Below are 25,138 nucleotides of genomic sequence, written 5' to 3'. Positions count from 1 at the left end.
TCAGACCTCCATCCCCAGATAGATCTCGCGCACCTCTTTCGAGGCCATGATCGCGTCGGGCTCGCCGATCCCGATGACGCGGCCGAAGTCCAGGACCAGCAGCCGTTCCACGACTGATGTCAGCGCGTGCAGGACATGTTCGATCCAGATGATCGTGATGCCTTGCGCGTGCAGACCCCGGATCGTGGCGATCAGCGCCTGACATTCGCCTTCGGTCAGGCCGCCGGCGATTTCATCGAGAAGCAGAAGCTCCGGCCCGGTGGCCATGGCGCGGGCCAGTTCCAGCCGCTTGCGATCGAGCAGGGACAGGCTGCCGGCCAGCTGGTTGGCCTTGGGCAAGAGTTCGGTATCGCGCAGGACCGCGACGCAATGGTCGGTCACCTCGGCCTCGTGCTTGTTCTGGCCGTAGGCGGCGGCGGTCAGCAGGTTCTCGAACACCGTCAGCCCCTCGAAGGGCTGGGGGATCTGGAAGCTGCGGCCCAAGCCCATGCGGACCCGGGTCATCGCCGGGCTGCGGGTCACGTCGCGGCCCAGGAGCGTGACCGTGCCCGCATCGGCGAGGATATTGCCGGTTATCAGGTTGAAGAGCGTCGATTTCCCCGCCCCGTTCGGCCCGATGATGCCCAGCGCCTGGCCCTTCGGCACAGAAAGGCTGACGTCATCGGTCACCTTCAGGGCACCGAAGCTTTTCGAGACATTGGAAAGCGTCAGGACGTCGGTCATGCTGAATGTGGCCAGGGTGGCCCCCGGGAAGAAGTCCCGGGGGCCAACAAGATCAGGCCAGCGCCTCCATCTGGCCAGCAGCCGGAATCTCCGGCGCGGTCTGGTTGTCGACGATGACAAGGTCGAAGGTGCCGTCGTCCTTCCGCCGCCACTGGCCGCCAACCAGCGGGGTCTTGCATACGTTGGTGGCGGCGAAAGGTGGCACGCCGGCGCCGTTCCAGGCCACCTTGCCAACCATCGTGTCCATGTCGGTCGCGGCAATCGCCGCTGCGACCGCCTCGGCATCGGTCACGTCTTCGACGCGGCCCATGACGTTCGAGGCGACCTCGAACAGGGAATGGACAAAGCCGATCGGCTGGGTCCAGGGCCGGCCCGACTTCGCCGTGTAGTCGGCGGCAAGGTCGGCGCAGGACTGGCCGGTGAGCGAGGACTTGAACGGGTGCTGCGCGCTCCACCACACCTCGGACGAGAGGTTGTGCCCGGCCTCGCCCAGGGCCTCGACCGACTGCGGGAACAGGATGGCCTTGGCCACGGTGATGATCTTCGGGTTGAAGCCCTGTTGCAGCGACTGGTTGCGGAAGGTGGTGAAGTCGGGCGGGATCACGACGCCGGTGACGATGTCGCAGTTCGCCGCCTTGAAGGCGTTGATCTGTGCTGTGAAATCGTCGGTCAGGTTCTGGTAGCGGCCCGGATCGGTGAGGGAATAGCCCTGCGCCGCGAAACCGGGGCCGACACCCACGTTCGGGTCGCCCCAGGCGTTGCCGTCGCCATCGTTCGGGAACAGGCCGCCGACCTGCTTGTTGGTGTCAAGCTGGTTCCACATGTTCAGGAAGACGGCGATCACGTCCTCCAGCCCCCAGAAATAGTGGAAGGCGAAGTCGAAGGGCTTCCACGAGGCCGGGTCGCCGGGGTTGCCCTGCTGGCCGATGAACCAGGGCTGCCAGGGCGCCTTGGTCGAGATGACGGGCATCCCCTCCGCCTCGCAGGTTGTGGCGACGGGGTTCGTCGTCTCGGGCGTCGAGGCGACGACCATCAGGTTGATCTCGTCGTTGACGATCAGTTCCTTGGCCACGGCGGCGGCGCGGTTCGGGTCGGACTGGCTGTCCTTGACGATGACCTGGAAATTCTGGCCGACCTCGGTCGCAAGGAAGCTGGCGATGTTGTAGCTGTCGCTTTCGGCAAAGCCGGCCAGCGGGCCGGATTGCGGGCTGACATAGCCGATGCGGATCTTGGCCCCCTGTGCGATGGCAGGGGCGAACAGGCCCGGCGCCGTGGCGGCAAGGCCGGTGGCGGCGCTGGTGCGCAGGAATTTCCGTCTGGTAAGCATTATCGTTCCTCCCTCTTGGTTGCCTGTCATGCGGGGCATTGCCCATCCCAGGCCTGTTGCAGCAGTTGGCGGATGCCGTCCCGGCTGACGGGGCGTGGATTTGCGTATGGATTCCGGGTGGCGATCTCGGCCGCGCGATCGAGGTCGGCCTCGGTCATCCCAAGGTCGGCCAGACGCAGCGGCGCGTTCACCGCCTTGGCAAAATGCCAAAGCCCGGCGCCCGCGCTGCCATGGCCGAAGGTATCGGCAATCGGGGCCAGAAGGCCACCCACGGCAGCTTCGTTGTAGGCGGTGGTGTGGGGCAACAGCACCGCGTGGGTTTCGGCATGCGGCAGGCCGAAGCTTCCGCCCAGCACATGCGCCAGCTTGTGGTGCAGCGCCATGGTGACATGGCCGAGTGTCACCGAGCAGCCCCAGGCCGCATAAAGCGCCCTGGCGCGGGCTTCCCCGTTTACAGGATCCTCGATCAGAACCGGCAGCGCATCGCGGAAGGCGACCATCGCATCGCGCGACAGCGCCTCGGTGATCGGGTGGCGGTCGGGGGCATAGAAGCCCTCCATCGCGTGGGCGATGGCGTTCAGCGCCGAGGTCACGGTCAGCGCCACCGGCAGGGTCAGGGTCAGATCCACGTCATAGACCACGACCTCGGGCCGGATCGCCGGGTCGCGGCGGGTGGTCTTCTCTCCACCCGCGGTTTCGCCCAGGATGTCGGTCATTTCCGAACCGGCATAGGTGGTGGGGATCACCAGCTGATCCGCCCCGGTGCGGACGGCAATGGCCTTGCCCAGACCCGTGGTCGAGCCGCCGCCCAGCGATACGACACAATCCGCCCTTGCCGCGCGGAAGGCGGCGATCGCCTGTTCGGTCACCTCGACCGGGGTATGCATCGCGGCACCGGCAAAGATGCCGGCAGCCTTGTCGCCCAGCCTGTCGGCCAAGGCCTGCGCTTCGGCCTGCTGATGCGGGGTGGACAGAATCAACGCGCGGGAATGGCCCAGACGGGCGACTTCATCGGGCACCTGCGCCAAGGTGCCGTGGCCAAAGACAACCCGGGTCGAAAGGCCGGGAAAGACGAAGGGCCGGGTCATCGCGCCGCCCCCATGGCCGGAGAGCGTCCGGCGGCAAGATCAATCAGAACAGTCTCTAACATGGCGATTTCTGCGTCTGACACCTCGTGCGGGCGACCGGGGAACACATCGCACCGAAGCCTTGCCCCGGCACGGCCAAGCTCGGCCGCAGCCTCGGCGAATGCCTGAACCGGAATCCAGGGATCCGCATCGCCTGCCGACAGATAGACAGGCAGGCCGGATGGCAGGCTTGCGGGTCGGTCGTCGCCCGAAAGACCAACGCGGCAACCGGTAAGGGCCACAACGGCGTCGGGCAACTCTTTGCCGGTGCAGACATGTTCCAGCGACAGGCAGGCGCCCTGGCTGAAACCGGCCAGCAGCAGGGGCAAGCCCGGAGCATGGGCACGCAGGCCGGATATCGCCCGTGCAAGACCGTCCAGAGACATCGCCAGGTCTTCCCGGGTGGCGTCGGTCAGCGGATCGACCGCCCGGGCAGCATACCAGCTTTTCCCCTCGGCGCGCGGCAGGGCAAAGGCCACGTCACACAAGGTCAGGCGGCGGATGACCGCCGCCTCCATCTCTTCGGGCGACTGGCCGCGACCATGGACGAAGACGCACAGCACCTTCGCCCGGTCGGGCGCCGCACCCAGAGAGACGATCTCGGCAACACCCGGCATCAGAATTGTGCCGGTTCCAGACCCGCTTCCATCTCGGCACGCCGGTCCTGGAACCAGGGCGGGAACACCAGGCTCTTGCCGATGGCGTCGGCGGGTTCGTCCTTGGCCCAGCCTTCCGTCACGGTCCAGGCGAGTTCGAACAGCGCCCCTCCCGGCGACCGCATGTACATCGACTTGAAGTAGTTGCGGTCCTTCTGTTCGCTGACGTCCGTGTAGCCCATGCCCTCCAGCCGGGCCTTCAGGGCATACTGGTTTTCCTCGTTCCCGGTGTTGAAGGCCAGGTGGTGGATCGTGCCGCCCGCCAGCGTCCAGGTGCCCTGCGGGCTGTCGCGGTCGATCACGATTTCCAGCGCAGAATACAGGCCGTTGTCTTCCGGCACGATCCACATGCTGCCCCTGTCGTCGCTGCCTTCGCGGCGAAACTGCATGCCGTGTTCCAGGAATTCCTCCATCGTGCCCGCATCCATCACGGCGACCGCACCGCCGTAGATGCCGCGGATGCCATGAGCAGCCGACACGCCCTGTGCCGGGTTGGCGATCGGGGTGCGGGTATCGTCGGGGTTTTCCACCAGTTCATGCGGAATGCCGCAGGGATGGGCAAAGCTGACGCGGGTCAGACCGAAACGTTCGCCCTTGACCGCCGGGATGCCCATGCCGTTCAGGCGGTCCACCCAGAAGTCGGCCGCGCCGACCGGGATCGACTGCATGATCGTCCGGCTCTGGTTCGTGCCGCGGCGCCCGAAAATGCCCGGCTTCTTGAACGGAAAGGTGGTGATGATGGTCGAGGCGTCGCCCGCAGGCGAGCCATAGTACAAATGATAGACCGGCAGGACGCCGTCGAACAGCACCGTCCGCTTGATCGAGTAGAGGCCAAGCCCCTTGGTGTAGAAGTCATAGTCTTCCTGCACGCCGTGCGTGCTCATGGTCAGGTGGTGATAGCCGGAGACTAGGGCCATGCTGGTCATCCCCTCTGGTCCTGGGTGGGTTGCGGGGTGTCGTCCCGGTCGAGAACCAGGGCGACGCTAAGGGTGAAGGCCGGGCCTTCGGGTCGGATGGTGCCGATGAGCTCGGGCTTGACGGCAAAAAGCGCATCGCGGCCGATCGCCGGATCGCTGCCGTCGAAGATCGCCGTGACAAGGCGGCGGTATCCCGGCGCGGTGACGGCGAAATGGATGTGGGCAGGCCGGTCGAGCGACAGGCCAAGCTTGCGGGCAAGCTGCCCGACTGGCCCGTCATCGGGCAGGCTGTAGCCACCGGGGCGGATCGTGGTGAAGTGGAATGCCCCGGCGGCATCGGTGATGAAGCGACCGCGCAGGTTGTGCTCGGGCTGATTGTCGGGATCCTGGTTTTCGTAGCGACCGGCGGCATTGGCATGCCAGACCTCGACCAGGGCGCCGGCCAGCGGTTCCCCGGAAAGGTTTGTCACCCGGCCCGTCACCGACAGGGGTTGTCCGTCGCCATTGCGGCAGAGGTTGACCCCAAGTGGCAGGTTGGGCGCGTCGGCGCGGTAGAAGGGACCGGGCAGCGTGCCGGGCGTGGTGCCTGGCCGATCCTTGCAAAGCACGCCATCCGACAGGCCGAAGACATCGGCCAGCAGCACCCATTCCTGCCGTCTTGCATCGGTGGCATAGCCAACATCAGTGAGGAACTGCACGAAGGCGTCCAGCTCTGCCGGGGTCGGCTTCAGCGTGGCGACGATCTGGAAGGCATGATCGACAATCTGGCGCACAGCCTCGCCCAGACGGCCCGGCGGCGCTGCCGCAAGGCGGCGGCGCAGTTCGGCTGCCACCGCCTGCCCTTCGGATGATCCGCCCTGCCCGTCCATCGCCAGACCTCCCCCCTCGCACCATGCAAGCTAGAGGGGCGCGGCAGACTGGCAGATGACTTTTCGGAAGATCAATATATCATTCTGTTATGAAACTGAGCGAGGCGCACCTGATCCAGCTGTCTGCCGTTGTCGATGCCGGTAGCGTCAGCAAGGGCGCGCTGGCGTTGGGCCTGTCGCAGCCGGCGCTGTCGCGGTCGCTGGCCCAGCTTGAGGCGCGGGTCGGCAAGCCGCTGTTCGTCCGCGGACGCAGGCCGTTGCAGGCAACGCCGCTGGGCATGCAGCTTGCCGCGCATGGCCGCCGGATCCTGGCCGAAAGCCGCCGCGCGGCCGAAGCGGTGCAAAGCCTGTTGCGCGGCACGCGGGGGCTGGTGCGGGTTGGCGGTGTGCCCTTCTTCATGGATGCGATGATCAGCCGGATCATCGCCGCGTTCCAGAACCAGCACCCCGACGTGGATTTCGAACAAAGCTACGGCAACCTGTCAGAGGTCGGAACCGGCCTGCGCGCCGACCAGCTTGACCTGGGGATCGTGCCACTTGGCACCTCGGGAGAGCCGGAGGGGCTGGAGTTCACCCCGATCCTCGCCGCGCGCAACGTGGTCTGCTGCCGGACCGGCCATCCCCTTCAGCGCACCAAGCGGCTGACGACCGGCGATCTGGGCCGCTACCCCTGGGTCGCGCCCCTGCCGGGGTCGCCGCTGCTGGCCGACCTGTTCGCCATCCGGTCGTCGCTTGGGTCGCTGGAGCTGGACATCCGCTATTCGGGCGGCTCGCTTCTCAGCGTCATCAACTACCTGATCGAAACCGATGCGCTGGCCGTGCTGCCGTTTTCGGTCTGGTTTGCCGAACGCAAGCAGCATGCCATTGCAGTTCTGCCGGTGGATATTCCGCAGCCGCAGCGGCACCTGGGCATCCTGAAGCTGGCGGGCATGCCCAGGAACCCGGCCGCCGCCGTCTTTGCCGATTTCGTGGTGCAGTCGTTCCAGCAGATGCAGCAGATGATCCTGCGACACGAAAACGCCGTGGTCTGGCGGCGTTAGGTGCTGAGGCCGCCTGCCAGATCCGGCACGTCCAGCGGACTGAAGCCATAGTGGCGCAGCCAGCGCAGGTCGGATTCGAAAAAGGCACGCAGGTCGGGGATGCCGTATTTCAGCATGGCAATGCGGTCGATGCCCATGCCGAAGGCGAAGCCCTGCCACTGGGTCGGATCGACGCCGGCTGCCTGAAGCACCTTGGGATGCACCATGCCGGAACCCAGGATTTCCATCCACTTGTCGCCTTCGCCGATCCTCAGCTGGCCACCTACGTTGGAGTAGCGGATATCCACCTCGGCCGAAGGTTCGGTGAAGGGGAAGTGGCTGGCGCGGAACCGCAGTTCGACCTTGTCCACCTCGAAGAAGGCGCGGCAGAATTCTTCCAGGCACCATTTCAGGTTGGCCATGCTGATGTCCCGGTCGATGGCCAGACCTTCAACCTGGTGGAACATCGGGGTGTGGGTCTGGTCCATGTCCATCCGGTAGACGCGGCCCGGCGCGATGACACGCAGGGGGGCGCCGCGTTCCATCAACGCGCGGATCTGCACGGGACTGGTGTGGGTGCGCAAGACGTGGGGCGCGCGGTTATCGCCGGGTGCGCGGTGCATGAAGAACGTGTCATGTTCCTGCCGGGCAGGATGTTCCGGCGGAATGTTCAGCGCGTCGAAGTTGTACCAGTCGCTTTCGACCTGCGGTCCTTCGGCAACCGAAAATCCCATGTCGGCGAAGATCGCCGTCAGTTCCTCCATCACGCGGGAAACGGGATGGATTGTGCCCGTGCGGCGGGGACGCCCAGGCAGGGTCACGTCCAGCCATTCCGCCTTCAGCCGCTCGTCCAGCGCGGCATCGGCCAGCGCGGTCTTGCGGGCACGCAGCGCGGCGTCGATCTCGTCCTTCAGGGCGTTCAGACTGGCACCGGCGGCCTTCCGTGCCTCGGGCTCCATCCTGCCCAGCGTCGCCATCAGGGCGCTGATCTCGCCCTTCTTGCCCAGGGCGGCAACACGGACCTCTTCCAGCGCGGCCTCGTCGGCGGCGCCGGCGATGGCGGAGAGATATTTGCCCCGAAGCGTGTCGATCCCGTCCATCGTCTTCTCCAAAGGATGCGGCCCCGTGCTAGCGGGGAAGGACCAGCGATGCAAGGCTTGCGGGCAGGGCAGGGCAGGCCTATCACCAGCCGGTGCAGGCCACGGCGGGCCTGCGAAGGATCGGGGCGATGATCACGCGCGGCTTCACGAAAGGTGATGCAGTATCCGAGGCCGTCTATTCGGATTGCGAACGCTACCGCTATCTTCTGACGCGAACCTGGCAGGATGGGCCGAAGGCGCTGTTCATCATGCTCAACCCTTCGACCGCGACCGAGATGCAGAACGATCCCACGGTCGAACGCTGCGAACGGCGGGCCCGGGCGCTGGGGTTCGGGGCGTTCAGGGTGACAAACATCTTTGCATTCCGCGCAACCGACCCAAGGGTGATGCGGGCGGAACCCGACCCGGTGGGGCCAGAGAATGACGCCGCGATCCTGAAAAGCCTGAGCTGGGCCGATGCGGTGGTATGCGCCTGGGGAAACCATGGTTTGCACATGAACCGCGGGGCGGTGGTCGAATCGATGCTGCGCGGTGCCGGCGCCCGGCTGACGCACCTGGGCCTGACGGGCCAGGGGCAGCCGCGCCACCCCCTGTATGTCGCCTATGACCAGAAGCCCGAACCCTGGTAGCGCCCGATCAGGCCCTTTCCAGGATCACGTCGGCCAAGTTCACCGCATCGCCCCGAATCACCGCAAGGGGGTGGCCGTCCAGGTAAAGCGTGCTGCCATTGCCGCCCTCGCCGACCAAAAGGCTGAGGCGGGGTTCGGGATGAATGGCCGGGTCGTAGACGATCACCAGCCTGTCCTGCGCGGCACTGTAATCGGATACATGCGCCACCTCGCCTTCACCCGGCCAATCGTGCAGAATGATGGCGTCTTCGTCGGCCCCGCCATGGCCGTGATCGCCGGGACCGAGAAGCAGCGTATCCCTGCCCTGGCCGCCGTTCAGAAAATCCGGCATGCCCTTGCCCGCTTCGCCTTGCAGGCCGGACAGCCAGTCATCGCCGGCACCGCCGTCAAGGATGTCTGATCCCGCCCCCCCGGCCAGGGTGTCGTGACCCTCGCCGCCGGCAAGCCAATCATCCCCTTCCCCGCCATCGAGGACATCATCCCCGGCGCCGCCCAGAAGCGTATCGGCCCCGTCGCCACCGAACATCGTGTCATTCCCGAAATGGCCCGAAAGCGAATCAGAACCGGACCCGCCGAACACAAGGTTGTCGCCATCCTGGGCGTCCACCGTGTCGTTCCCGGCGCCGCCGTGAACCGTGTCGTCCCCGGCCCCCGCCCAGACGGCATCGTTGCCTTCGCCGGCTTCGACAAGATCATCACCGGCGCGGGCGTCGATCAGGTCGCCCCCACCCCGGCCTTCGACCGTGTCATTGCCATCACCGCTGGACAGAAGGTCGCCTTCCGCCCCGCCCCCAAGCCAGAGATCAACCGGCGGGTCTGCCTTGAGATCGCCGGAAACGGGGTTCCCATCGATCATCGGTTCGGGACCGGCGATCCGGTCGAGAAGGCCCTGTTCCATCGGTGTGCTGTCCGGCCCGAGGCTGCCATCCCCTTCGCCGGAGTCTTCCGGCCCCGATGGGTCGCGGCCGGAAAGGATTGCATCCGCCGCAAGGCCCGCGGCAAGAATCCCGAGCAGTCCGAAAAGCGTCAGCACGATGTCACCCCCAGGTCACGGCGCCGTTGATCCGCGCTTTCGTTAACCATAAGATAAGATTAGGAAAACCTGCCGATTCCTAGCATGACTGCCCCTGATTCAGAAGCGGCCTCGCAGGAAATCTCCGGTCCAGGTTAATCGTCTCTGAAGGCCTTGGCTGCGCAAACCCTTTCCTTCCTTCGCGAATCCGCTTATAGGCCCGCATCCGCCCCGAAGGCGGACCCCCCTCCAAGGGCCCTGCTGGACGACATCCCGGCTTGTGCCATGACCCTTTGCAAAGGAGACCCCGATGTCGATCACCGTTGAAGAAAAAGCCCGTCTGATCAAGGAATACGCGACCAAGGAAGGCGACACCGGTTCGCCCGAAGTGCAGGTCGCGATCCTGTCGTCGCGCATCGCCACGCTGACCGAGCATTTCAAGGGCCACAAGAACGACAACCATTCGCGTCGTGGCCTTCTGATGCTGGTCGCCCAGCGCCGCAAGCTGCTGGACTACCTGAAGAAGAAGGACGAGGCGCGCTATGCCTCGCTGATCTCGCGCCTGGGCCTGCGCCGCTAAGGCCTTCGGCAAGGAAAACGGAACGCCCGCGCCACCCGCGCGGGCGTTTTGCTTTGCCTGACTTGAGGTGACCCCCGACCCCGGCCATATAGGGAAAAACGGAGGGTCCAATGGCCGAAGACAAGTTCCCCGGCTGGCACGGCACCACGATCCTTGCGGTCCGCCGCGGCGGCGAGGTGGTGGTCGCAGGCGATGGGCAGGTTTCCCTTGGGCAGACCGTGATCAAGGGGACCGCCCGCAAGGTTCGGCGGCTGAATCCCGGCGGGCATCCGGTCGTGGCGGGGTTCGCAGGATCTACCGCCGATGCCTTCACCCTGCTGGAGCGACTGGAAAAGAAGCTCGAGGCCGCCCCGGGCCAGCTGGCCCGCGCCTGCGTCGATCTGGCCAAGGACTGGCGGATGGACAAATACCTGCGCAACCTTGAAGCCATGCTGATCGTCACCGACGGCGCCGACCTGTTCGTGATCACCGGCGCAGGCGACGTGCTGGAGCCGGAACATGACGTGGCCGCCATAGGATCGGGCGGCAACTTCGCGCTGGCCGCAGCACGGGGCCTGATGGCCACGGACATGCCCGCCGAGGAGATCGCCCGCCGCGCCATGGCCATTGCCGCCGACATCTGCGTCTATACCAACGGCAACCTGACCGTGGAGACGATCCGGAAATGACGCCCGAGGATCTTCGCGCCGCCGTCGCCGCCGGCATCCTGACCGAGGCACAGGCGGCGTCGCTGACCGCGCTGGCCAATGACCGTCTGGGCAAACGTGCCGCACTTCCCGCCGAAGACGAGCCATTCGAATTCTTCCGGGGCTTTTCCGAAATCTTCGTCTCGATCGGCCTGGTCATCCTTCTGTCCGGGATCGCGGCCATGCTCGCCTGGTTCGGCGGCGTGGCGCTGATGACGGTCCTGCCGCTGATCTGCGCCGGTATCTGCTGGTGGTGGGCCGGATACTTCACCCTCAAGCGGCGGATGAACCTGCCGTCGATGGTGCTGGCTTCGGCCTTCGGGGCCGGCATCTACCTGTCGGCGATCACCGTGCTGGGCCAGGCAGACCTGCCGCTGCGCAGCGTGGTCGTGGTGGCCTTCGTCCTGTCGGCCCTGGGCATGTCGGCCTGGTATCGCCGGTTCCGGCTGCCGTTTTCGGCCTTCATCCTGGGGCTTTTCGTGCTGGGGGCGATCTACACCATGACCGCCTCGGTCGATTCGCTGGGCGGTTTCGTGGCGGGTAGCCGGGGTGGCATGGGCGGGTTCTTCGACCTTCGCGAAAGCCCGCAGTTCGCCACCGCAACCCTGCTGTTCGGCATCGTCGCCTTCCTTGTCGCCATGTGGTTCGACACCCGCGACCCGCACCGGCTGGGCCGGCACGCCGCCACCGCCTTCTGGCTGCACATGCTGGCCGCGCCCGCGCTGGTGAACACGGTGGCGCTGACCCTCTATAACACCGGCGGCGCCGGCGGGATCGGGTTGCTGATCGTCGCCCTGGTCATCATCACCCTGCTGGCCCTGATCATCGACCGGCGGTCCTTCCTGACCGCCGCCATTGCCTATATCGCGCTGGTCATCGCCTGGGTGATCGGCGACCGGGGCGATTTCGGCACCTGGGCCTTCATCCTGATCGCCCTTGGCGGCCTGATCACCGCCATCGGCACCTGGTGGATGCAACTGCGCGCCACCGTGTTGCGCGCCCTGCCCGACTTTCCCGGCAAATCCCGCCTGCCACCCTATGGGAGCACCGAATGACCGACCTGACCCCGCGCGAGATCGTCTCGGAACTTGACCGCTTCATCATCGGCCAGAAAGAGGCCAAGCGCGCCGTTGCCGTCGCCCTGCGCAACCGCTGGCGGCGCAAGCGGTTGGGCGATGATCTGCGCGATGAGGTCTATCCGAAGAACATCCTGATGATCGGCCCGACCGGCGTGGGCAAGACCGAGATCAGCCGCCGCCTGGCGAAACTGGCCAAGGCACCGTTCCTGAAGGTCGAGGCCACCAAGTTCACCGAGGTCGGCTATGTCGGGCGCGACGTGGATTCGATCATCCGCGATCTGGTCGATGTGGCGATGAGCGATACCCGCGCCCGGATGCGCGAGGATGTGAAGGCCCGCGCCCACAGGGCTGCCGAGGACCGGGTGATCGAGGCACTGGCCGGCAAGGATGCGCGAGAACAGACCCGCGAGATGTTCCGCGCCAAGCTGAAGCGGGGCGAACTGGACAACACCTTGATCGAGATCGACGTGGCCGATGCCTCACCCATGCCCCTTGGCTTCGGGATGCCCGGAATGGAAAGCCAGATGCAGGGCTTGCAGGATCTGTTCAAGGCCTTCGGCGGCCGCACCAGCCGCAAGCGGATGACGGTGGCGCAAAGCTATGACGTGCTGATCGGACAGGAGGCCGACAAGCTTCTGGACGACGAGGCGGTGCGCACCGCCGCGCTGGAGGCGGTGCAGGAAAACGGCATCGTCTTTCTGGACGAGATCGACAAGATCTGCGCCCGGTCCGACGCGCGCGGTGCCGATGTCAGCCGCGAAGGCGTGCAGCGCGACCTTCTGCCCCTGATCGAGGGAACGACCGTTTCGACGAAGCACGGCCCGGTCAAGACCGACCATATCCTCTTCATCGCCTCGGGCGCCTTTCACATCGCGAAACCCTCGGACCTTCTGCCGGAACTGCAGGGCCGCCTGCCGATCCGGGTAGAACTGGCGCCGCTGACCGAGGAGGATTTCATCCGCATCCTGACCGAAACCGACAACGCCCTGACCCGGCAATATGCCGCGCTGATGGCGACCGAGGATGTGAAGGTGACCTTCACGCCGGACGGGATCGCCGCGCTTGCCCGCATCGCGGCCGAGGTGAACCGGGCGGTCGAGAACATCGGCGCGCGGCGGCTTTACACCGTGATGGAGCGGGTGTTCGAGGAACTGTCCTTCAACGCCCCGGACCGTTCCGGCCAGTCGGTGACCATCGATTCCGCCTTTGTAGAGACGAATCTGGGCGCCCTTGCCCGGTCGGCCGACATCTCGCGCTATGTGCTCTGACCGATGACGGTGATCGCCCCCCCTGCCCCTGCCTTCCCATCGGACTGGCCCCGCTTCGGCATGGGAACGGCCTCGCTGGGCAACATCTTCGCCACCTATTCCGAGGCCGAGGCGGCAGAAACCTTCGCCGCGGCCTGGGAGGCCGGGGTGCGCTATTTCGACACCGCGCCCTGGTATGGCCATGGCCTCGCGGAGCATCGGCTGGGAACGGCGATGCGGGACTGGCCGCGCGACCGGGTGGTGGTCTCGACCAAAGTGGGGCGGGTCTATGATCCCGCAGGGCGCGGGCAGGACGTGCGGGTCAACTGGAAAGGCGGGCTGAACTTTGCCGTCCGCTACGACTATTCCGCCGCAGGCTTCGAGGCATCGCTCATGCAAAGCCGGCTGCGGCTGGGCCAGCCGGTCATCGATGCGCTGATCATTCACGACCTCGACCGCGACTATCACGGACCGGCCTTCGACCGGCACATGAATGACCTGACCGGGTCGGGTCTTGGCTATCTGCACCGTCTGAAGGCCGAGGGCGTGATCTCTGCCGTGGGCATGGGCATGAACACGCTGGCGGATTTCGCGGCCATTGCACCGTGGATCGAGGTGGATTTCTTCCTGGTCGCCATGCCCTATACCCTGGCCGATCAGGCCGCGCTGCGCGGACCGATGGCCGACTGCCTGCGACGCGGGATCAAGGTGGTGATCGGCGCGCCGTTCGCCTCGGGTTTGCTCGCCAACCCCTCGGCGCCGGGGGTGATGTATGCCTATGCGCCGGCAAGCACCGAGATGGTAGCGAAAGCCCTGGCAATCGAGGCGGTCTGTTCGCGGCATGGCGTGCCCCTTGCGGCGGCGGCGCTGCAGTTTCCGCTGCTGCATCCGGCGGTTGTCTCTGTCATTCCCGGCGCGGTCTCTGCGGCGCAGGTGACGCAGAACATGGCCAACGTGGCCCTGCCAATCCCGACAGAACTTTGGCAAGACCTCAAGATGCAGGGGTTGATTGACCCGGACGCCCCTACCGGTTGAAAGGCGCCGTGCCACCGGTGTAGGGTGGCGCATCGCCCGGGGGGACGACCGTGACCGACGACGCCGTGACGCCGATGATGGCGCAATATCTGGAGATCAAGGCGCAGAATCCGGGCGCCCTTCTGTTCTACCGGATGGGCGATTTCTACGAGATGTTCTTCGACGACGCAGTGGCCGCCGCTGCCGCGCTGGACATCGCGCTGACCAAGCGCGGGATGCATCTGGGCGAGCCGATCCCGATGTGCGGCGTGCCGGTCCATTCGGCCGAAAGCTACCTGCTGACCCTGATCCGCAAGGGCTTTCGCGTCGCCATCGCAGAACAGCTGGAAGACCCGGCCGAGGCGAAAAAGCGCGGCTCCAAGGCTGTGGTGCGGCGCGATGTGGTGCGGCTGGTCACGCCCGGCACGCTGACCGAGGACAGCCTTCTGGAAGCACGTCGCCACAACTTCCTGGCTGCCTATTCCGAAGTGCGCGATCAGGCTGCGCTGGCCTGGGCCGACATCTCGACCGGCGAATTCCGGGTGATGCCATCCTCGCCGACCCGCCTTGGGCCCGATCTTGCCCGCATCGCCCCCCGAGAGCTGCTGCTGAACGAGGCGCGGGAGCGGGAAATCGTCTCTAACATGGCAGAAAATGCGGTTTCGATCACACCGCTATCGCGGGGCAGCTTCGATTCCGCCAATGCCGAAAAGCGGCTGTGCGACCTGTTCGGCGTCGCCTCGCTGGACGCCTTCGGCAGCTTCGACCGGGCCGAGGTTTCGGCCATGGGCGCGCTGGTCGACTACCTGCACCTCACCCAGCGCGGTCGCATGCCGCTGCTGCGTCCCCCGGTGCGCGAACTGTCGGGCGGCACGATGCAGATCGACGCCGCCACCCGCCGCAATCTGGAACTGACGCAGGCGCTGTCGGGCGGGCGCGAGGGCTCACTCCTCTCGGCCATCGATCGCACGGTGACGGCCGGCGGCGCGCGTCTGCTGGAACGGCGGCTGTCCTCGCCCTCGCTTGACCTCAAGGTCATCCATTCCCGCCAGGCCGCGCTGGACTTCCTTCTGGAAGCCCCCGCCCTGCGCGCCCGCCTGCGCGAGGCGCTGCGGCGGGTTCCTGACATCGACCGCGCCCTCTCGCGCCTGGCGCTCGACCGCGACGGCCCGCGCGACATGGCCGCGATCCGCGCGGGGCTGGAACAGGCCGGACAGATCGCCGCCCTTCTGGCCGAGGCCCCGCCCCTTCTGGCCGAGGCCGCCCGCGCCCTGGTCGGCCATCAGGCGCTGGTGGATCTGCTGACCCGCGCGCTGGTGGCCGAGCCGCCGCTTCTGGCCCGCGACGGCGGCTATATCGCGCAAGGCTACGACCCCGAACTCGATGAAACGCGGGCCCTGCGCGACGAGGGCCGCGGCGTGATCGCCCGGATGCAGGCCGAATATGTCGAGGCCACGGGCATCGCCAGCCTGAAGATCAAGCACAACAACGTGCTGGGCTATTTCATCGAGACGACGACCACGCATGAAGAGCGCATGCGCTCGATGCCCGAGCTGTTCATCCACCGCCAGACCACCGCCGGACAGGTCCGCTTCACCACGCTGGCGCTGTCCGATCTGGAAACCCGGATACTGAACGCAGGCAACCACGCACTGGAGATCGAAAAGCGTCACTATTCCGGCCTGAAAGCCCGAATTCTGGACAATTCCGCCGTTATCGCGCAGGCCGCCCGCGCCTTGGCCGAGATCGACCTGGCCGCCGCCTTCGCCGATCTTTCCGCTGAAGAGGGTTGGTGCGCCCCGGTGGTGGACGACAGCCGCGCCTTTCATGTGGTCGGCGGCCGCCACCCCGTGGTGGAGCGCGCCCTTCGGCGCGAGGGCCAGCCCTTCGTCGCCAATGATTGCGCGCTGACGCCTGCGGAAACCCCGGCAATCTGGCTGCTGACGGGTCCGAACATGGCGGGAAAATCCACCTTCCTGCGCCAGAACGCCCTGATCGCGCTTCTGGCCCAAGCCGGCTCCCATGTCCCGGCCACGTCCGCCCGGATCGGGCTTGTCTCGCAACTGTTCAGCCGGGTGGGCGCAGCCGACGACCTGGCCCGTGGCCGGTCAACCTTCATGGTCGAGATGGTGGAAACCGCCGCGATCCTGAACCAGGCCGACGACCGCGCACTGGTGATCCTGGACGAGATCGGCCGCGGCACCGCGACCTATGACGGGCTTTCGATCGCCTGGGCAACGCTGGAACATCTGCACGAGGTGAACCGCTGCCGCGCGCTGTTCGCAACGCATTACCACGAGATGACGGCGCTTGCCGGCAAGCTTCCTGGGGTCAGGAACGCCACGGTCACGGTGAAGGAATGGGAAGGCGAGGTCATATTCCTGCACGAGGTCCGCGAAGGCGCCGCCGACCGCAGCTATGGTGTGCAGGTGGCCAGGCTTGCAGGGCTGCCGCCCGCCGTGATCGAACGGGCGCGCGAAGTGCTCGAAGCGCTGGAAAAGGGCGACCGCGAGGGCGGCAAGCCCACCGCGCTGATCGACGACCTGCCCCTGTTCCGCGCCGCTTCACCCGCCGTACCGGCCGCGCAGCCCAGGGTATCGGCAGTTGAGGATCGGCTCAAAGACGTTCACCCCGATGAGTTGACGCCCATCGAGGCCCTGAAACTTGTCTATGAACTCAAGCGTTTGGTGTAGGGTGCGCCACAGCGCACCGTCCGGCGGTGCGCTGTGGCGAGGCATTCGCCCTATTCCTCCGTGTTCGATGACACGCCGACCTGTGCCGGGCGCAGCAGACGGTCGTGCAGCATGAAGCCTTCGGTCGCCACCTGGATGATCTGGCCAGCCTTGGTGCCGGGCACCGGGGCCTCGAACATGGCCTGGTGCAACTGCGGATCGAAAGTATCCCCCACAGCGGGGGAAATTGCCTTTACCCCGTGTCGGGCCATCACGTTGGTCAGTTCCTTCAGCGTCAGCTCCACCCCTTCGATCAGCGCGGCACTGGCGGCGCGGCTTTCCTCGGGAATTGCCTGAAGCGCACGGTTCAGGTTGTCATAGACCGGCAGAAGATCGCGCGCGAGCCGCGTGCCACCATACATCTCGGCCTCTTTCCTGTCCCGCTCGGCGCGCTTGCGGGAATTCTCGGCATCCGCCAGGGCGCGCATGAACTTGTCGCGCAATTCATCGCGCTCGGCCCTCAGGGCCTCCAGCTCGTCCACTCCGGCGTCCTCGGGGGTTGCCGCAAACTCTTCCAGCTCCACCTGCGACGAAGCGGCTTGTTCCTGCACCATCTCATGGTCCTCGTCTAAGTCAGCCCTTGCCCCGTTCCGAGACAAGGCGGCCCACCAGTTGGGCGGTGTAATCGACAATCGGGACGATTCGGCCGTAGTTCAGCCGTGTCGGACCGATGACGCCCACCGCGCCAATGATTTTCCGATCTGCGTTCATATAGGGAGAAACCACCAGACTTGAACCGGAAAGTGAGAAAAGCTTGTTCTCCGACCCGATAAAGATGCGCACACCATCGCCCTGCTCGGTCAGGGACAGGAACTCGGCAATGTCGCGCTTGCGCTCAAGATCATCGAACAGCACGCGAATCCGCTCGATTTCCGCCTGATCGACCACCCCGTTGATCAGATTCGCCCGGCCGCGCACGATCAGCCGTTCCGACGGTTCGCCGGCGTTTTCCCAAAGGGCAAGGCCGCTTTCGACCAGATCCCGCGCGAGCGAATCGATCTCTTGCCGACGCTGCGCGATTTCTTCGGTGATGCGCGCCCGAAGTTCCGACAGGGTCCGCCCATCGGCAAGCGCATTCAGGAAATTCGCCGCCTCGCGCATGGATGAAGGCGTCTGCCCTGGCGGCGGCGTGAAGATCCGGTTCTCGACCTGGCCGTCGGCAAAGACCAGCACCACCAGAGCCCTATCGGGACCGAGGCTGACAAACTCGATATGGCGGATCGCCGCTTCGCGTTTCGGCGCAAGCACGACGCTTGCACCCCGGGTGATGACCGACAGCGCGGCGCCGACCTCGTCGAGAAGGGTGGTCACGTCATGGTCATTGGTGCCCAGGGTCGCGTCGATGCGTTCCTGATCTTCGGGGGCGACCTGTCCGACCTCAAGCAGGCTGTCCACGAACATGCGCAGCCCGAGTTGGGTGGGCACGCGTCCCGCCGACACATGCGGGCTGTCCAGAAGGCCAAGATATTCCAGATCCTGCATCACGTTGCGCACAGTCGCGGCGGAGACCTTCTCGGACATGGCTCGGGTCAGGGTGCGCGACCCCACGGGCTCGCCCGAAGCCAGGTAGCCTTCGACCACCCGGCGGAAGACCTCGCGCGTACGGTCGTTCATGTCGGCCAGGATAGGCTGAGGAGTGCTCATGGTTTCAGCAATCGGGGTTGCATCCGGTGTCTGTGGTTGCGTATGTGGCCGCATCCCAGGCAGAAAGGTCCGGCAATGCGCCCGTCAGGCAGGAAGTTAAGCGATCTGCGCGCGGTTTCAATCGAAACCGGCGTGATGAGGCATGCCGAAGGGTCATGCCTGATTCGCATGGGCGAGACGCATGTCCTGTGTTCCGCCACGATCGAGGACAAACCCCCGCCCTTCCTGAAGGGGTCCGGGCAGGGCTGGGTGACGGCAGAATACGGAATGCTGCCGCGGGCGACCAACACGCGCACCCGCAGAGAGGCAGCGGCAGGAAAGCAGTCTGGCAGAACTCAGGAAATTCAAAGACTTATCGGACGCTCACTGCGGGCGGGCGTTGATCGGCAGGCGCTTGGGGAACGGCAGATCGTCGTGGACTGCGACGTGATACAGGCCGACGGCGGCACCCGCTGTGCCTCGATCACCGGCGGCTGGGTGGCGTTGCGCCTGGCGGTGAACAGGCTGCTTGCTGCGGGCGCGATCACGACCGACCCGATCCTGGACCATGTCTCTGCCGTGTCATGCGGAATCTATGCCGGGCAGCCGGTGCTGGACCTTGACTATGCCGAGGATTCCGCTGCCGGGACCGACGGAAACTTCGTGATGACCGGCGCGGGAAAGCTGATCGAGGTGCAGATGTCGGCCGAGGGGTCCGCCTTCAGTCAGGACGAGCTGCTGCATCTGCTGGACCTTGCCCGTCACGGCAATGCGGCGCTGGTCGCCGCGCAGAAGGCGGCACTGGGCTGATGCTGAAACGCGGGGATCGACTGCTGGTTGCCACGCACAACCGGGGCAAACTGGAAGAAATCGCCGATCTTCTGGCACCCTACGGTGTGACGGTGGTCGGCGGCGGCGAACTTGGCCTGCCCGAGCCGGAAGAAACCGAAACCACCTTTGCCGGCAATGCCAGGCTGAAGGCTCACGCTGCCGCAAAGGCCAGCGGGATGGTGGCACTGGCAGACGATTCCGGGCTTGCCGTCGATGCGCTGGACGGTGCCCCGGGTGTTTTCACCGCCGATTGGGCCACAACGGCGAAGGGCCGCGATTTCAAGGTCGGGATGGAGCGCGTCTGGCGCGAACTTGAGGCCCGAAATGCCCCGGAACCCCGCCGTGCCCAGTTCTGCTGTACGCTGGTTCTGGCAGCGCCGGATGGGCAGGACCTTGTTTTTGAAGGAAAAGTGCAAGGCCGCCTGGTCTGGCCCGGTCGTGGAGACCAAGGCCATGGCTTCGACCCGATCTTCCTGCCGGATGGCTACAGCCAGACCTTCGGCGAAATTGACCGCTGGGAGAAGAACCGCCTGTCCCATCGTGCCGATGCCTTCGCCAAACTGGTCGCTGCCCTGTTTGCCTGATGGAAGACTGGCGCCATGCGGGTTTCGGCCTTTATCTGCACTGGCCCTTCTGCCAGTCGAAATGCCCATATTGCGACTTCAACAGCCACGTTGCATCGGGCGTCGATCAGTCACGGTGGCTTCGCGCATTCGAGGCCGAGATCGACCGCGTCGGCGCAATGACGCAAGGTCGCGTGCTGAACACCGTCTTTTTCGGCGGTGGCACCCCATCGCTGATGGAGGCGGCAACCGTTCAGTGCATCCTTGACCGCGTTCGCGCCACCTGGGTGCTTGCAAACGATGTCGAGATCACGCTTGAGGCCAATCCCGGCTCGGTCGAGGCTGCCCGGTTCGAGGGCTATGCAAAGGCCGGCGTCAACCGGGTTTCTCTTGGAATTCAGTCACTTGATCAGAACGATCTTCGCCGTCTCGGGCGTGCGCACAGTGTCGAGGACGCTCATTCCGCCATCGCCATAGCGCAGTCCACCTTTCAGCGGGTCAGCATCGACCTGATCTATGCGCGCCAGAACCAGACGCTGGCGGCCTGGCGGGACGAGCTGCGCCGCGCGCTGGATTTTGGCACGTCCCATTTGTCACTTTACCAGTTGACCATCGAGGATGGCACCGTCTTCGGCCAGATGCATGCAAGAAACCTGCTGCACGGCCTTCCGGGTGAAGACCTTGCCGCCGAAATGTTCGAGCTGACGCAGGAGATCACCGAATCATTCGGTTTGCCGGCCTATGAGGTTTCGAATCACGCCCGCCCCGGCGACGAATCGCGGCACAATCTGATCTACTGGCGCATGGGGGATTATGCGGGCATCGGCCCCGGCGCCCACGGGCGCCTCACGCTGGGTTCGGGACGCATCGCAACCGTGGCGGAACCCCTGCCGACACTCTGGCTGAACCAGACCCTTTCCGCGGCGGGGGCGGCAGAACGGATCGAATCCCTGCCGGCCGAGGACCGCGCCGCCGAATATCTGATGTTTGCGCTGCGCCTTCGGGAAGGCGCCTCTCTGACCCGGTTCGCCGATCTGGCAGGCAGCCCCCTGCCCGACGCAGCGCTTGACGAGGTGATCAACCTAGGTCTCATCCGCCGGGATGGGGACCGCATAGCCACGACCCGGTCAGGCGTGATCGTCCTGAACGCCATTCTGCGTCGGCTGCTGGCCGATCGTCAAAGCGGCGGCTGAAACCACCTAATCTGGTAGACGCGACAGCATCTGGCACAGCATGTCGAGATCATCCAGCGTCTTGTAGCGAATGGTGATCTGTCCGCTTTCGCCGTCGGCACCGTGCTCGATCGTCACCGGAAGTCGCAGGTTGGCGGAAAGATCCGCCTCCAGCGCCCGCGTGTCGGCATCCTTTTCACGCTTTGCCGGTGCCGGTCTTGCCGATTTTCCTACCCCTTCGGCCTTGGCCAGCTTTTCCGTCTCGCGCACGGAAAGGCCCTTCGCCACGACCTGCGCCGCCAGCTCCGCAGCCCGCGGATGCCCGATAAGCGCCCTGGCGTGGCCGGCGCTCAGCGTTCCGCTGCGGACCATTTCCTGCACTTCGTCTGGAAGGGTCAGCAGTCGCAGAAGGTTGGCCACATGGCTGCGGCTTTTGCTCAGAGCCTCGGCCAGTTTTTCCTGTGTGTGCCCGAACCGCGTCATCAACTGACGGAATCCCAGCGCCTCTTCGATCGCGTTCAGATCCGCGCGCTGAATGTTCTCGATGATCGCCACTTCCAGGACTTCGGTATCATTCAGGTCGCGCACCACGACGGGGACTTCGTGCTGCTGCGCCAGTTGTGCCGCCCGCCATCGGCGTTCACCCGCAACGATTTCATACCGGTCGCTGCCAGGCTTGCGCCGCACGATCAGCGGCTGGATGACGCCCTTCTGCCGAATCGAATCAGCCAGCGATTCCAATTCTTCCTTGCGGAAGTCCACCCGTGGCTGCTGCGGATTGGGCTCCAGCCTGTCGACCGGCAGATAAAGCTCGGCCTTGCGCGGGGTTCCCAGTTGCTCCGGGCCGGCAAGATGGACGTCTGCCATCAAGGCAGACAGACCACGTCCCAGACCGCGCTTTTCGTTCTTGCTGCTCATCTCTCAGGCCTCTGAAATCTCGGGTGTCTTGCGCCGGGCGGCAATCTCGCGCGCCAGGGCGCGATAGGCCTCTGCCCCCTTCGATCCCGGATCGTAGGTCAGAACCGGCAGCGCATGTGATGGGGCTTCGCTGATGCGGACATTGCGCGGAATCGTCGTTTGCATGACCAGCTCACCCATGTTTGCACGAGCGTCGGCTTCGACCTGCGCGGTCAATCTGTTGCGGCGGTCATGCATGGTCAACACAACACCTTCGATCCGCAGGTTCGGATTGGCCGAGCGCCGCACATCGCGAATCGTCAGCATCAGCTGAGAAAGCCCTTCCAGCGCAAAGAATTCGCATTGCAGCGGCACAAGGACCGAATCGCAGGCGACAAGGGCGTTGACGGTCAGAAGGCTCAACGCCGGTGGGCAATCTATCAGGACGTAGTCGAAACCGAAGCTGTCCATTTCCGGCCGGCGCAAGGCATCGTGCAACAGATAGCTGCGCTTTTCGTTCGACACGATATCAAGGTCGGCCGACGCAAGGTCTGCGTTAGCCGGGATGATCATTACATCGGGAATACCCGTTTCAACCACAACATCCTGTAGATCTGCCTGATCGACAATCAAATCGTAGCTTGTCTTCTTTCGGGCATCCGGACGGATTCCGAACCCCGTGGACGAATTGCCTTGCGGGTCGATGTCCACGAGAAGCACCTTCAAGCCAAGCTCGGCAAGCCCGGCAGCCAGGTTGATCGCAGTCGTGGTCTTGCCCACCCCGCCCTTCTGGTTGGCCAAAGCAATAATATGGGCGCGCTTTGCTTCAGTCTTGGTTTGCACGATGAATGTTCCTGATCACCAGAACCGCTGAATCCCGATCGGATTGGCTGGGTCGCGTTTCAATGTCGAATGTCCACCTGTTCCGCGCCTCGGTCAATTCCTCGGCATGGCGCGCCCCCTTGGGAAAGATGGCCGTTCCGCTCGCACGCAAATGCACCGCAGCGAAGCCCAGCAGATCGGACAAAGAGGCAAGCGCACGGGCAGAAATCACATCGGCTTGCAGCGGCGCCAGGGATTCGATCCTTTGGTGCAACACGACCACAGGCAAGCCCAGTGATCTGGCCGCCTGACGAAGGAACGTCGCCTTGCGCTGATCGGCCTCGACCAGGGTAAACTTCAGTCCCGGATGCTTTTCGCGGGCAATGGCCGCCAGCACAAGGCCCGGAAAGCCCCCGCCCGACCCCAGATCAACCCAGGCTCGCGCATCTGGGGGGCATAGCAGAAAAAGTTGCGCCGAATCTGCAATGTGCCTGTCCCACAGGTCAGACATCGTGGCCTTGCTGACCAGATTTATGGCGGGACTCCATTTGCGAACAAGACCTTCCAGTCCTTTCAGCGTGGCAAATGTTTCACGTGAAACATCCACCCCGCCCACCTCGACTTGGTCGTTCACCATCATCCGACCAGCCGTTCGGAATGGCCCTTGCGCAGATGCGAAAGGATCAGCAGCATCGCCGCCGGCGTAACCCCCTCGATCCGCGCGGCCTGAAGCATGCTTTCCGGCCGGATCTGTGCAAGTTTCTGCTTCAGTTCATTCGATAGCCCGGAAATACGCCGATAGTCGAAGTCTGCAGGGATTCGCTGCGTCTCCTGGCGCCGAAGATCGGCCACTTCACGCGTTTGCCGATCAGAATACTGGTCGTAGGTCGCATCAATCTGCAGCTGTGCAAGCGCCGTCGGCTCAATGGACCGGTACACCTCGAAGCTGTTCACCAGCCGATCCAGATCTGCCCCCGGCAGGGCCAGGGCCTCATACGCGCTGCGCTTCCCCCCGTCGCGGCTGACGTTCAGACCACAGGCGACAAGATCCTTCGGCGACAGCATGGCGGAAGACAGCGCCCCTCGGCACGATTCCAAGGCCTCCAGCTTGGCCTCAAAGGCGATGCGACGCGCTTCCGACACGCAGCCGGCCGCTAGGCCTACCGGAGTCAGCCGTCGATCGGCATTGTCGGCCCGAACAGTCAGCCGGAACTCTGCCCGCGAAGTGAACATGCGGTAAGGCTCTGTGACACCCCGCGATGTCAGATCATCAATCATGACGCCGATATAGCTATCGGTTCGGCTGAAAAGGATCGGTTCAGCCCCCCTGGATGCTGCGGCGGCGTTGATCCCGGCCACAATACCTTGGGCTGCCGCCTCTTCATACCCCGTCGTGCCGTTGATCTGCCCAGCGAAGTAAAGGCCCTGCACGGCACGCGTCTCCAGCGTCCCGTGCAGCGAGCGGGGGTCGAAATAATCATATTCGATCGCATAGCCCGGTTGCAGGATCACGGTGTGTTCCAGGCCGGGAATCGTGTGGATATAGGCGTGCTGGACCTCTTCCGGCAATGAGGTGCTCAACCCGTTCGGATAAACCGTGTGGTCGTCCAGCCCCTCCGGCTCCAGGAACACCTGATGCGAAACCTTGTCGGCGAACCGCACCACCTTGTCCTCGATCGACGGGCAATAGCGCGGGCCGACGCCCTCGATATGGCCCCCATACATCGCGGAACGACCCAGGTTGTCCCGGACGATCTGGTGGGTCGCCTCAGTCGTATGGGTGATGCCGCAGGCGACCTGCCGAGCCTCGGGCGCCCGGTTCAGGAACGAGAACATTACCGGGTTCTCATCCCCCGGCTGACTGTCGAGCCGCGCCCAGTCGATGGTCCGGCCATCCAGCCGCGGCGGGGTTCCCGTCTTCAGGCGACCAACCGGCAGGGCAAGCTCGGCAAGCTGTGCTGCCAGCAGCTTCGACGGAGAATCACCCATACGACCGCCCGGCATCCGCCGGTCGCCAATATGAATCACGCCATTCAGGAAGGTGCCTGCCGTCAGCACCACACGGCCCGAGGCCAGCTCTGCGCCTGACGCCAGCACCACGCCGGTCACCGCACCGCCAGAAAGGCGCAGCCCGGCAACTTCGCCCTCGATCACCTGAAGGCCCGGGGTGGCCAGCAGCTCGGCCCGCATCGCCTCACGATAGAGGCGTCGGTCGATCTGCGCCCGCGGCCCCTGCACCGCAGGGCCCTTGCGCCGGTTCAGCAGCCGGAACTGGATCCCGGCACGGTCCGCCATCCGGCTCATCACCCCGTCCAGCGCATCGATCTCGCGCACCAGATGGCCCTTGCCAAGACCGCCGATCGCGGGATTGCAGGACATCGCGCCCAGCGTCTCCACCCGCAGCGTGACCAGCGCGGTGGCCACCCCCATCCGGGCCGCGGCGGCTGCAGCCTCGGCGCCGGCATGGCCGCCGCCGATCACGATGACATCGTAGTGTTTCACGTGGAACACTC

At 65.1% G+C, this 25,138-nt stretch carries 25 protein-coding genes; 11 read left to right on the top strand and 14 right to left on the bottom strand.

Translation table 11 applies throughout. The annotated features are described in order from the left end of the window. The 6 genes from EYB42_RS02455 to EYB42_RS02430 are packed head-to-tail and all read right to left on the bottom strand — an operon-like array spanning nt 1 to nt 5,619. Entirely contained in the window at nt 1-723 is a 723-nt protein-coding gene (locus EYB42_RS02455; RefSeq protein WP_135447831.1) for an ABC transporter ATP-binding protein, read from the bottom strand. 52 nt (nt 724-775) lie between these two features. Then, nucleotides 776-2,050, bottom strand: a complete 1,275-nt coding sequence (locus tag EYB42_RS02450) for an ABC transporter substrate-binding protein (RefSeq protein WP_135447829.1) — start codon at nt 2,048-2,050, stop codon at nt 776-778. A gap of 26 nt (nt 2,051-2,076) precedes the next feature. Continuing rightward, nucleotides 2,077-3,138 (bottom strand): maleylacetate reductase, encoded by a 1,062-nt coding sequence (locus EYB42_RS02445; RefSeq protein WP_135447827.1) that lies wholly within the window; start codon nt 3,136-3,138, stop codon nt 2,077-2,079. After that, nucleotides 3,135-3,794, bottom strand: coding sequence for an alpha/beta hydrolase (locus tag EYB42_RS02440; RefSeq protein ID WP_135447825.1), 660 nt, complete (start codon nt 3,792-3,794; stop codon nt 3,135-3,137). The genes EYB42_RS02445 and EYB42_RS02440 overlap by 4 nt, the downstream gene beginning before the upstream one ends. Next, entirely contained in the window at nt 3,794-4,750 is a 957-nt protein-coding gene (locus EYB42_RS02435; protein WP_135447823.1) for a VOC family protein, read from the bottom strand. The genes EYB42_RS02440 and EYB42_RS02435 overlap by 1 nt, the downstream gene beginning before the upstream one ends. Before the next feature lie 5 nt (nt 4,751-4,755). Next, nucleotides 4,756-5,619, bottom strand: a complete 864-nt coding sequence (locus EYB42_RS02430; RefSeq protein WP_135447821.1) for a dioxygenase family protein — start codon at nt 5,617-5,619, stop codon at nt 4,756-4,758. A gap of 89 nt (nt 5,620-5,708) precedes the next feature. On the opposite strand from EYB42_RS02430, the gene EYB42_RS02425 reads away from it, so the two are divergent. Then, nucleotides 5,709-6,659 (top strand): LysR family transcriptional regulator, encoded by a 951-nt coding sequence (locus EYB42_RS02425; protein WP_135447819.1) that lies wholly within the window; start codon nt 5,709-5,711, stop codon nt 6,657-6,659. Here the strand turns inward: EYB42_RS02425 and pheS are convergent. Continuing rightward, on the bottom strand, nt 6,656-7,729 hold the full coding sequence (gene pheS, locus EYB42_RS02420; RefSeq protein WP_449342964.1) for a phenylalanine--tRNA ligase subunit alpha: 1,074 nt from the start codon (nt 7,727-7,729) through the stop codon (nt 6,656-6,658). The genes EYB42_RS02425 and pheS overlap by 4 nt on opposite strands. 137 nt (nt 7,730-7,866) lie before the next feature. Between pheS and EYB42_RS02415 the strand changes: the two genes are divergently transcribed. Continuing rightward, nucleotides 7,867-8,367, top strand: a complete 501-nt coding sequence (locus EYB42_RS02415; protein WP_135447815.1) for a DUF1643 domain-containing protein — start codon at nt 7,867-7,869, stop codon at nt 8,365-8,367. Between the two features lie 7 nt (nt 8,368-8,374). Here the strand turns inward: EYB42_RS02415 and EYB42_RS02410 are convergent, their stop codons facing one another. Then, complete coding sequence (locus EYB42_RS02410) at nt 8,375-9,400, bottom strand: calcium-binding protein (RefSeq protein WP_135447813.1); 1,026 nt, start codon at nt 9,398-9,400, stop codon at nt 8,375-8,377. A gap of 289 nt (nt 9,401-9,689) precedes the next feature. Here EYB42_RS02410 and rpsO point away from each other — a divergent pair, with 289 nt between their 5' ends. The 6 genes from rpsO (at nt 9,690) to mutS (ending at nt 16,678) form a co-directional block, all read left to right on the top strand. Next, a complete protein-coding gene (gene rpsO, locus EYB42_RS02405) occupies nt 9,690-9,959 on the top strand; it encodes a 30S ribosomal protein S15 (protein ID WP_135447811.1) in 270 nt (89 codons plus the stop codon). Nucleotides 9,960-10,069: 110 nt separating this feature from the next. Beyond that, complete coding sequence (hslV, locus tag EYB42_RS02400; RefSeq protein ID WP_135447808.1) at nt 10,070-10,627, top strand: ATP-dependent protease subunit HslV; 558 nt, start codon at nt 10,070-10,072, stop codon at nt 10,625-10,627. Next, the gene (locus EYB42_RS02395; protein WP_135447806.1) at nt 10,624-11,700 is read left to right on the top strand and encodes a hypothetical protein; all 1,077 of its coding nucleotides are present in this window, start codon (nt 10,624-10,626) and stop codon (nt 11,698-11,700) included. The genes hslV and EYB42_RS02395 overlap by 4 nt, the downstream gene beginning before the upstream one ends. After that, on the top strand, nt 11,697-12,992 hold the full coding sequence (gene hslU / locus EYB42_RS02390; RefSeq protein ID WP_135447804.1) for an ATP-dependent protease ATPase subunit HslU: 1,296 nt from the start codon (nt 11,697-11,699) through the stop codon (nt 12,990-12,992). The genes EYB42_RS02395 and hslU overlap by 4 nt, the downstream gene beginning before the upstream one ends. A 3-nt stretch (nt 12,993-12,995) precedes the next feature. After that, complete coding sequence (locus tag EYB42_RS02385; protein WP_135447802.1) at nt 12,996-14,006, top strand: aldo/keto reductase; 1,011 nt, start codon at nt 12,996-12,998, stop codon at nt 14,004-14,006. A 50-nt stretch (nt 14,007-14,056) separates the two neighbouring features. Next, nucleotides 14,057-16,678 carry a DNA mismatch repair protein MutS gene (mutS, locus tag EYB42_RS02380; RefSeq protein WP_135447799.1) on the top strand — a complete coding sequence of 874 codons (2,622 nt, stop codon included), beginning with the start codon at nt 14,057-14,059 and terminating at the stop codon, nt 16,676-16,678. 50 nt (nt 16,679-16,728) lie between these two features. On the opposite strand, the gene EYB42_RS02375 is transcribed toward mutS, so the two are convergent. Both EYB42_RS02375 and hrcA read right to left on the bottom strand, forming a co-directional pair. Further along, on the bottom strand, nt 16,729-17,271 hold the full coding sequence (locus tag EYB42_RS02375; protein WP_135447797.1) for a nucleotide exchange factor GrpE: 543 nt from the start codon (nt 17,269-17,271) through the stop codon (nt 16,729-16,731). Between the two features lie 19 nt (nt 17,272-17,290). After that, nucleotides 17,291-18,361: a heat-inducible transcriptional repressor HrcA gene (hrcA, locus tag EYB42_RS02370; RefSeq protein ID WP_135447795.1), complete on the bottom strand. Its 1,071-nt coding sequence runs from the start codon at nt 18,359-18,361 to the stop codon at nt 17,291-17,293. A 75-nt stretch (nt 18,362-18,436) separates the two neighbouring features. Between hrcA and rph the strand changes: the two genes are divergently transcribed. The 3 genes from rph to hemW are packed head-to-tail and all read left to right on the top strand — an operon-like array spanning nt 18,437 to nt 20,927. After that, complete coding sequence (gene rph, locus EYB42_RS02365; RefSeq protein WP_135447793.1) at nt 18,437-19,150, top strand: ribonuclease PH; 714 nt, start codon at nt 18,437-18,439, stop codon at nt 19,148-19,150. Continuing rightward, the gene (gene rdgB, locus EYB42_RS02360; protein WP_135447791.1) at nt 19,150-19,755 is read left to right on the top strand and encodes an RdgB/HAM1 family non-canonical purine NTP pyrophosphatase; all 606 of its coding nucleotides are present in this window, start codon (nt 19,150-19,152) and stop codon (nt 19,753-19,755) included. The genes rph and rdgB overlap by 1 nt, the downstream gene beginning before the upstream one ends. Continuing rightward, entirely contained in the window at nt 19,755-20,927 is a 1,173-nt protein-coding gene (hemW, locus tag EYB42_RS02355; RefSeq protein WP_135447789.1) for a radical SAM family heme chaperone HemW, read from the top strand. The genes rdgB and hemW overlap by 1 nt, the downstream gene beginning before the upstream one ends. Nucleotides 20,928-20,933: 6 nt before the next feature. On the opposite strand, the gene EYB42_RS02350 is transcribed toward hemW, so the two are convergent. From EYB42_RS02350 to mnmG, 4 genes are read right to left on the bottom strand one after another with little or no spacing between them, the layout of a single operon-like run. Beyond that, the gene (locus EYB42_RS02350; protein ID WP_135447787.1) at nt 20,934-21,824 is read right to left on the bottom strand and encodes a ParB/RepB/Spo0J family partition protein; all 891 of its coding nucleotides are present in this window, start codon (nt 21,822-21,824) and stop codon (nt 20,934-20,936) included. Between the two features lie 3 nt (nt 21,825-21,827). Continuing rightward, nucleotides 21,828-22,646 carry a ParA family protein gene (locus EYB42_RS02345; RefSeq protein WP_135447785.1) on the bottom strand — a complete coding sequence of 273 codons (819 nt, stop codon included), beginning with the start codon at nt 22,644-22,646 and terminating at the stop codon, nt 21,828-21,830. Then, nucleotides 22,630-23,265, bottom strand: a complete 636-nt coding sequence (gene rsmG / locus EYB42_RS02340) for a 16S rRNA (guanine(527)-N(7))-methyltransferase RsmG (RefSeq protein WP_240783935.1) — start codon at nt 23,263-23,265, stop codon at nt 22,630-22,632. The genes EYB42_RS02345 and rsmG overlap by 17 nt, the downstream gene beginning before the upstream one ends. Then, a complete protein-coding gene (gene mnmG, locus EYB42_RS02335) occupies nt 23,262-25,127 on the bottom strand; it encodes a tRNA uridine-5-carboxymethylaminomethyl(34) synthesis enzyme MnmG (protein ID WP_167850897.1) in 1,866 nt (621 codons plus the stop codon). Before mnmG ends, rsmG begins: the two co-directional genes overlap by 4 nt. Nucleotides 25,128-25,138 lie beyond the last annotated feature (11 nt).

Origin of the sequence: Tabrizicola caldifontis (assembly GCF_004762095.1) — a bacterium.
In the GTDB taxonomy this organism is placed as follows: Bacteria; Pseudomonadota; Alphaproteobacteria; order Rhodobacterales; family Rhodobacteraceae; genus Tabrizicola; species Tabrizicola caldifontis.
Note: the sequence above shows the minus strand (reverse complement) of the source record. Positions and strands in the feature narration are given on the sequence as shown.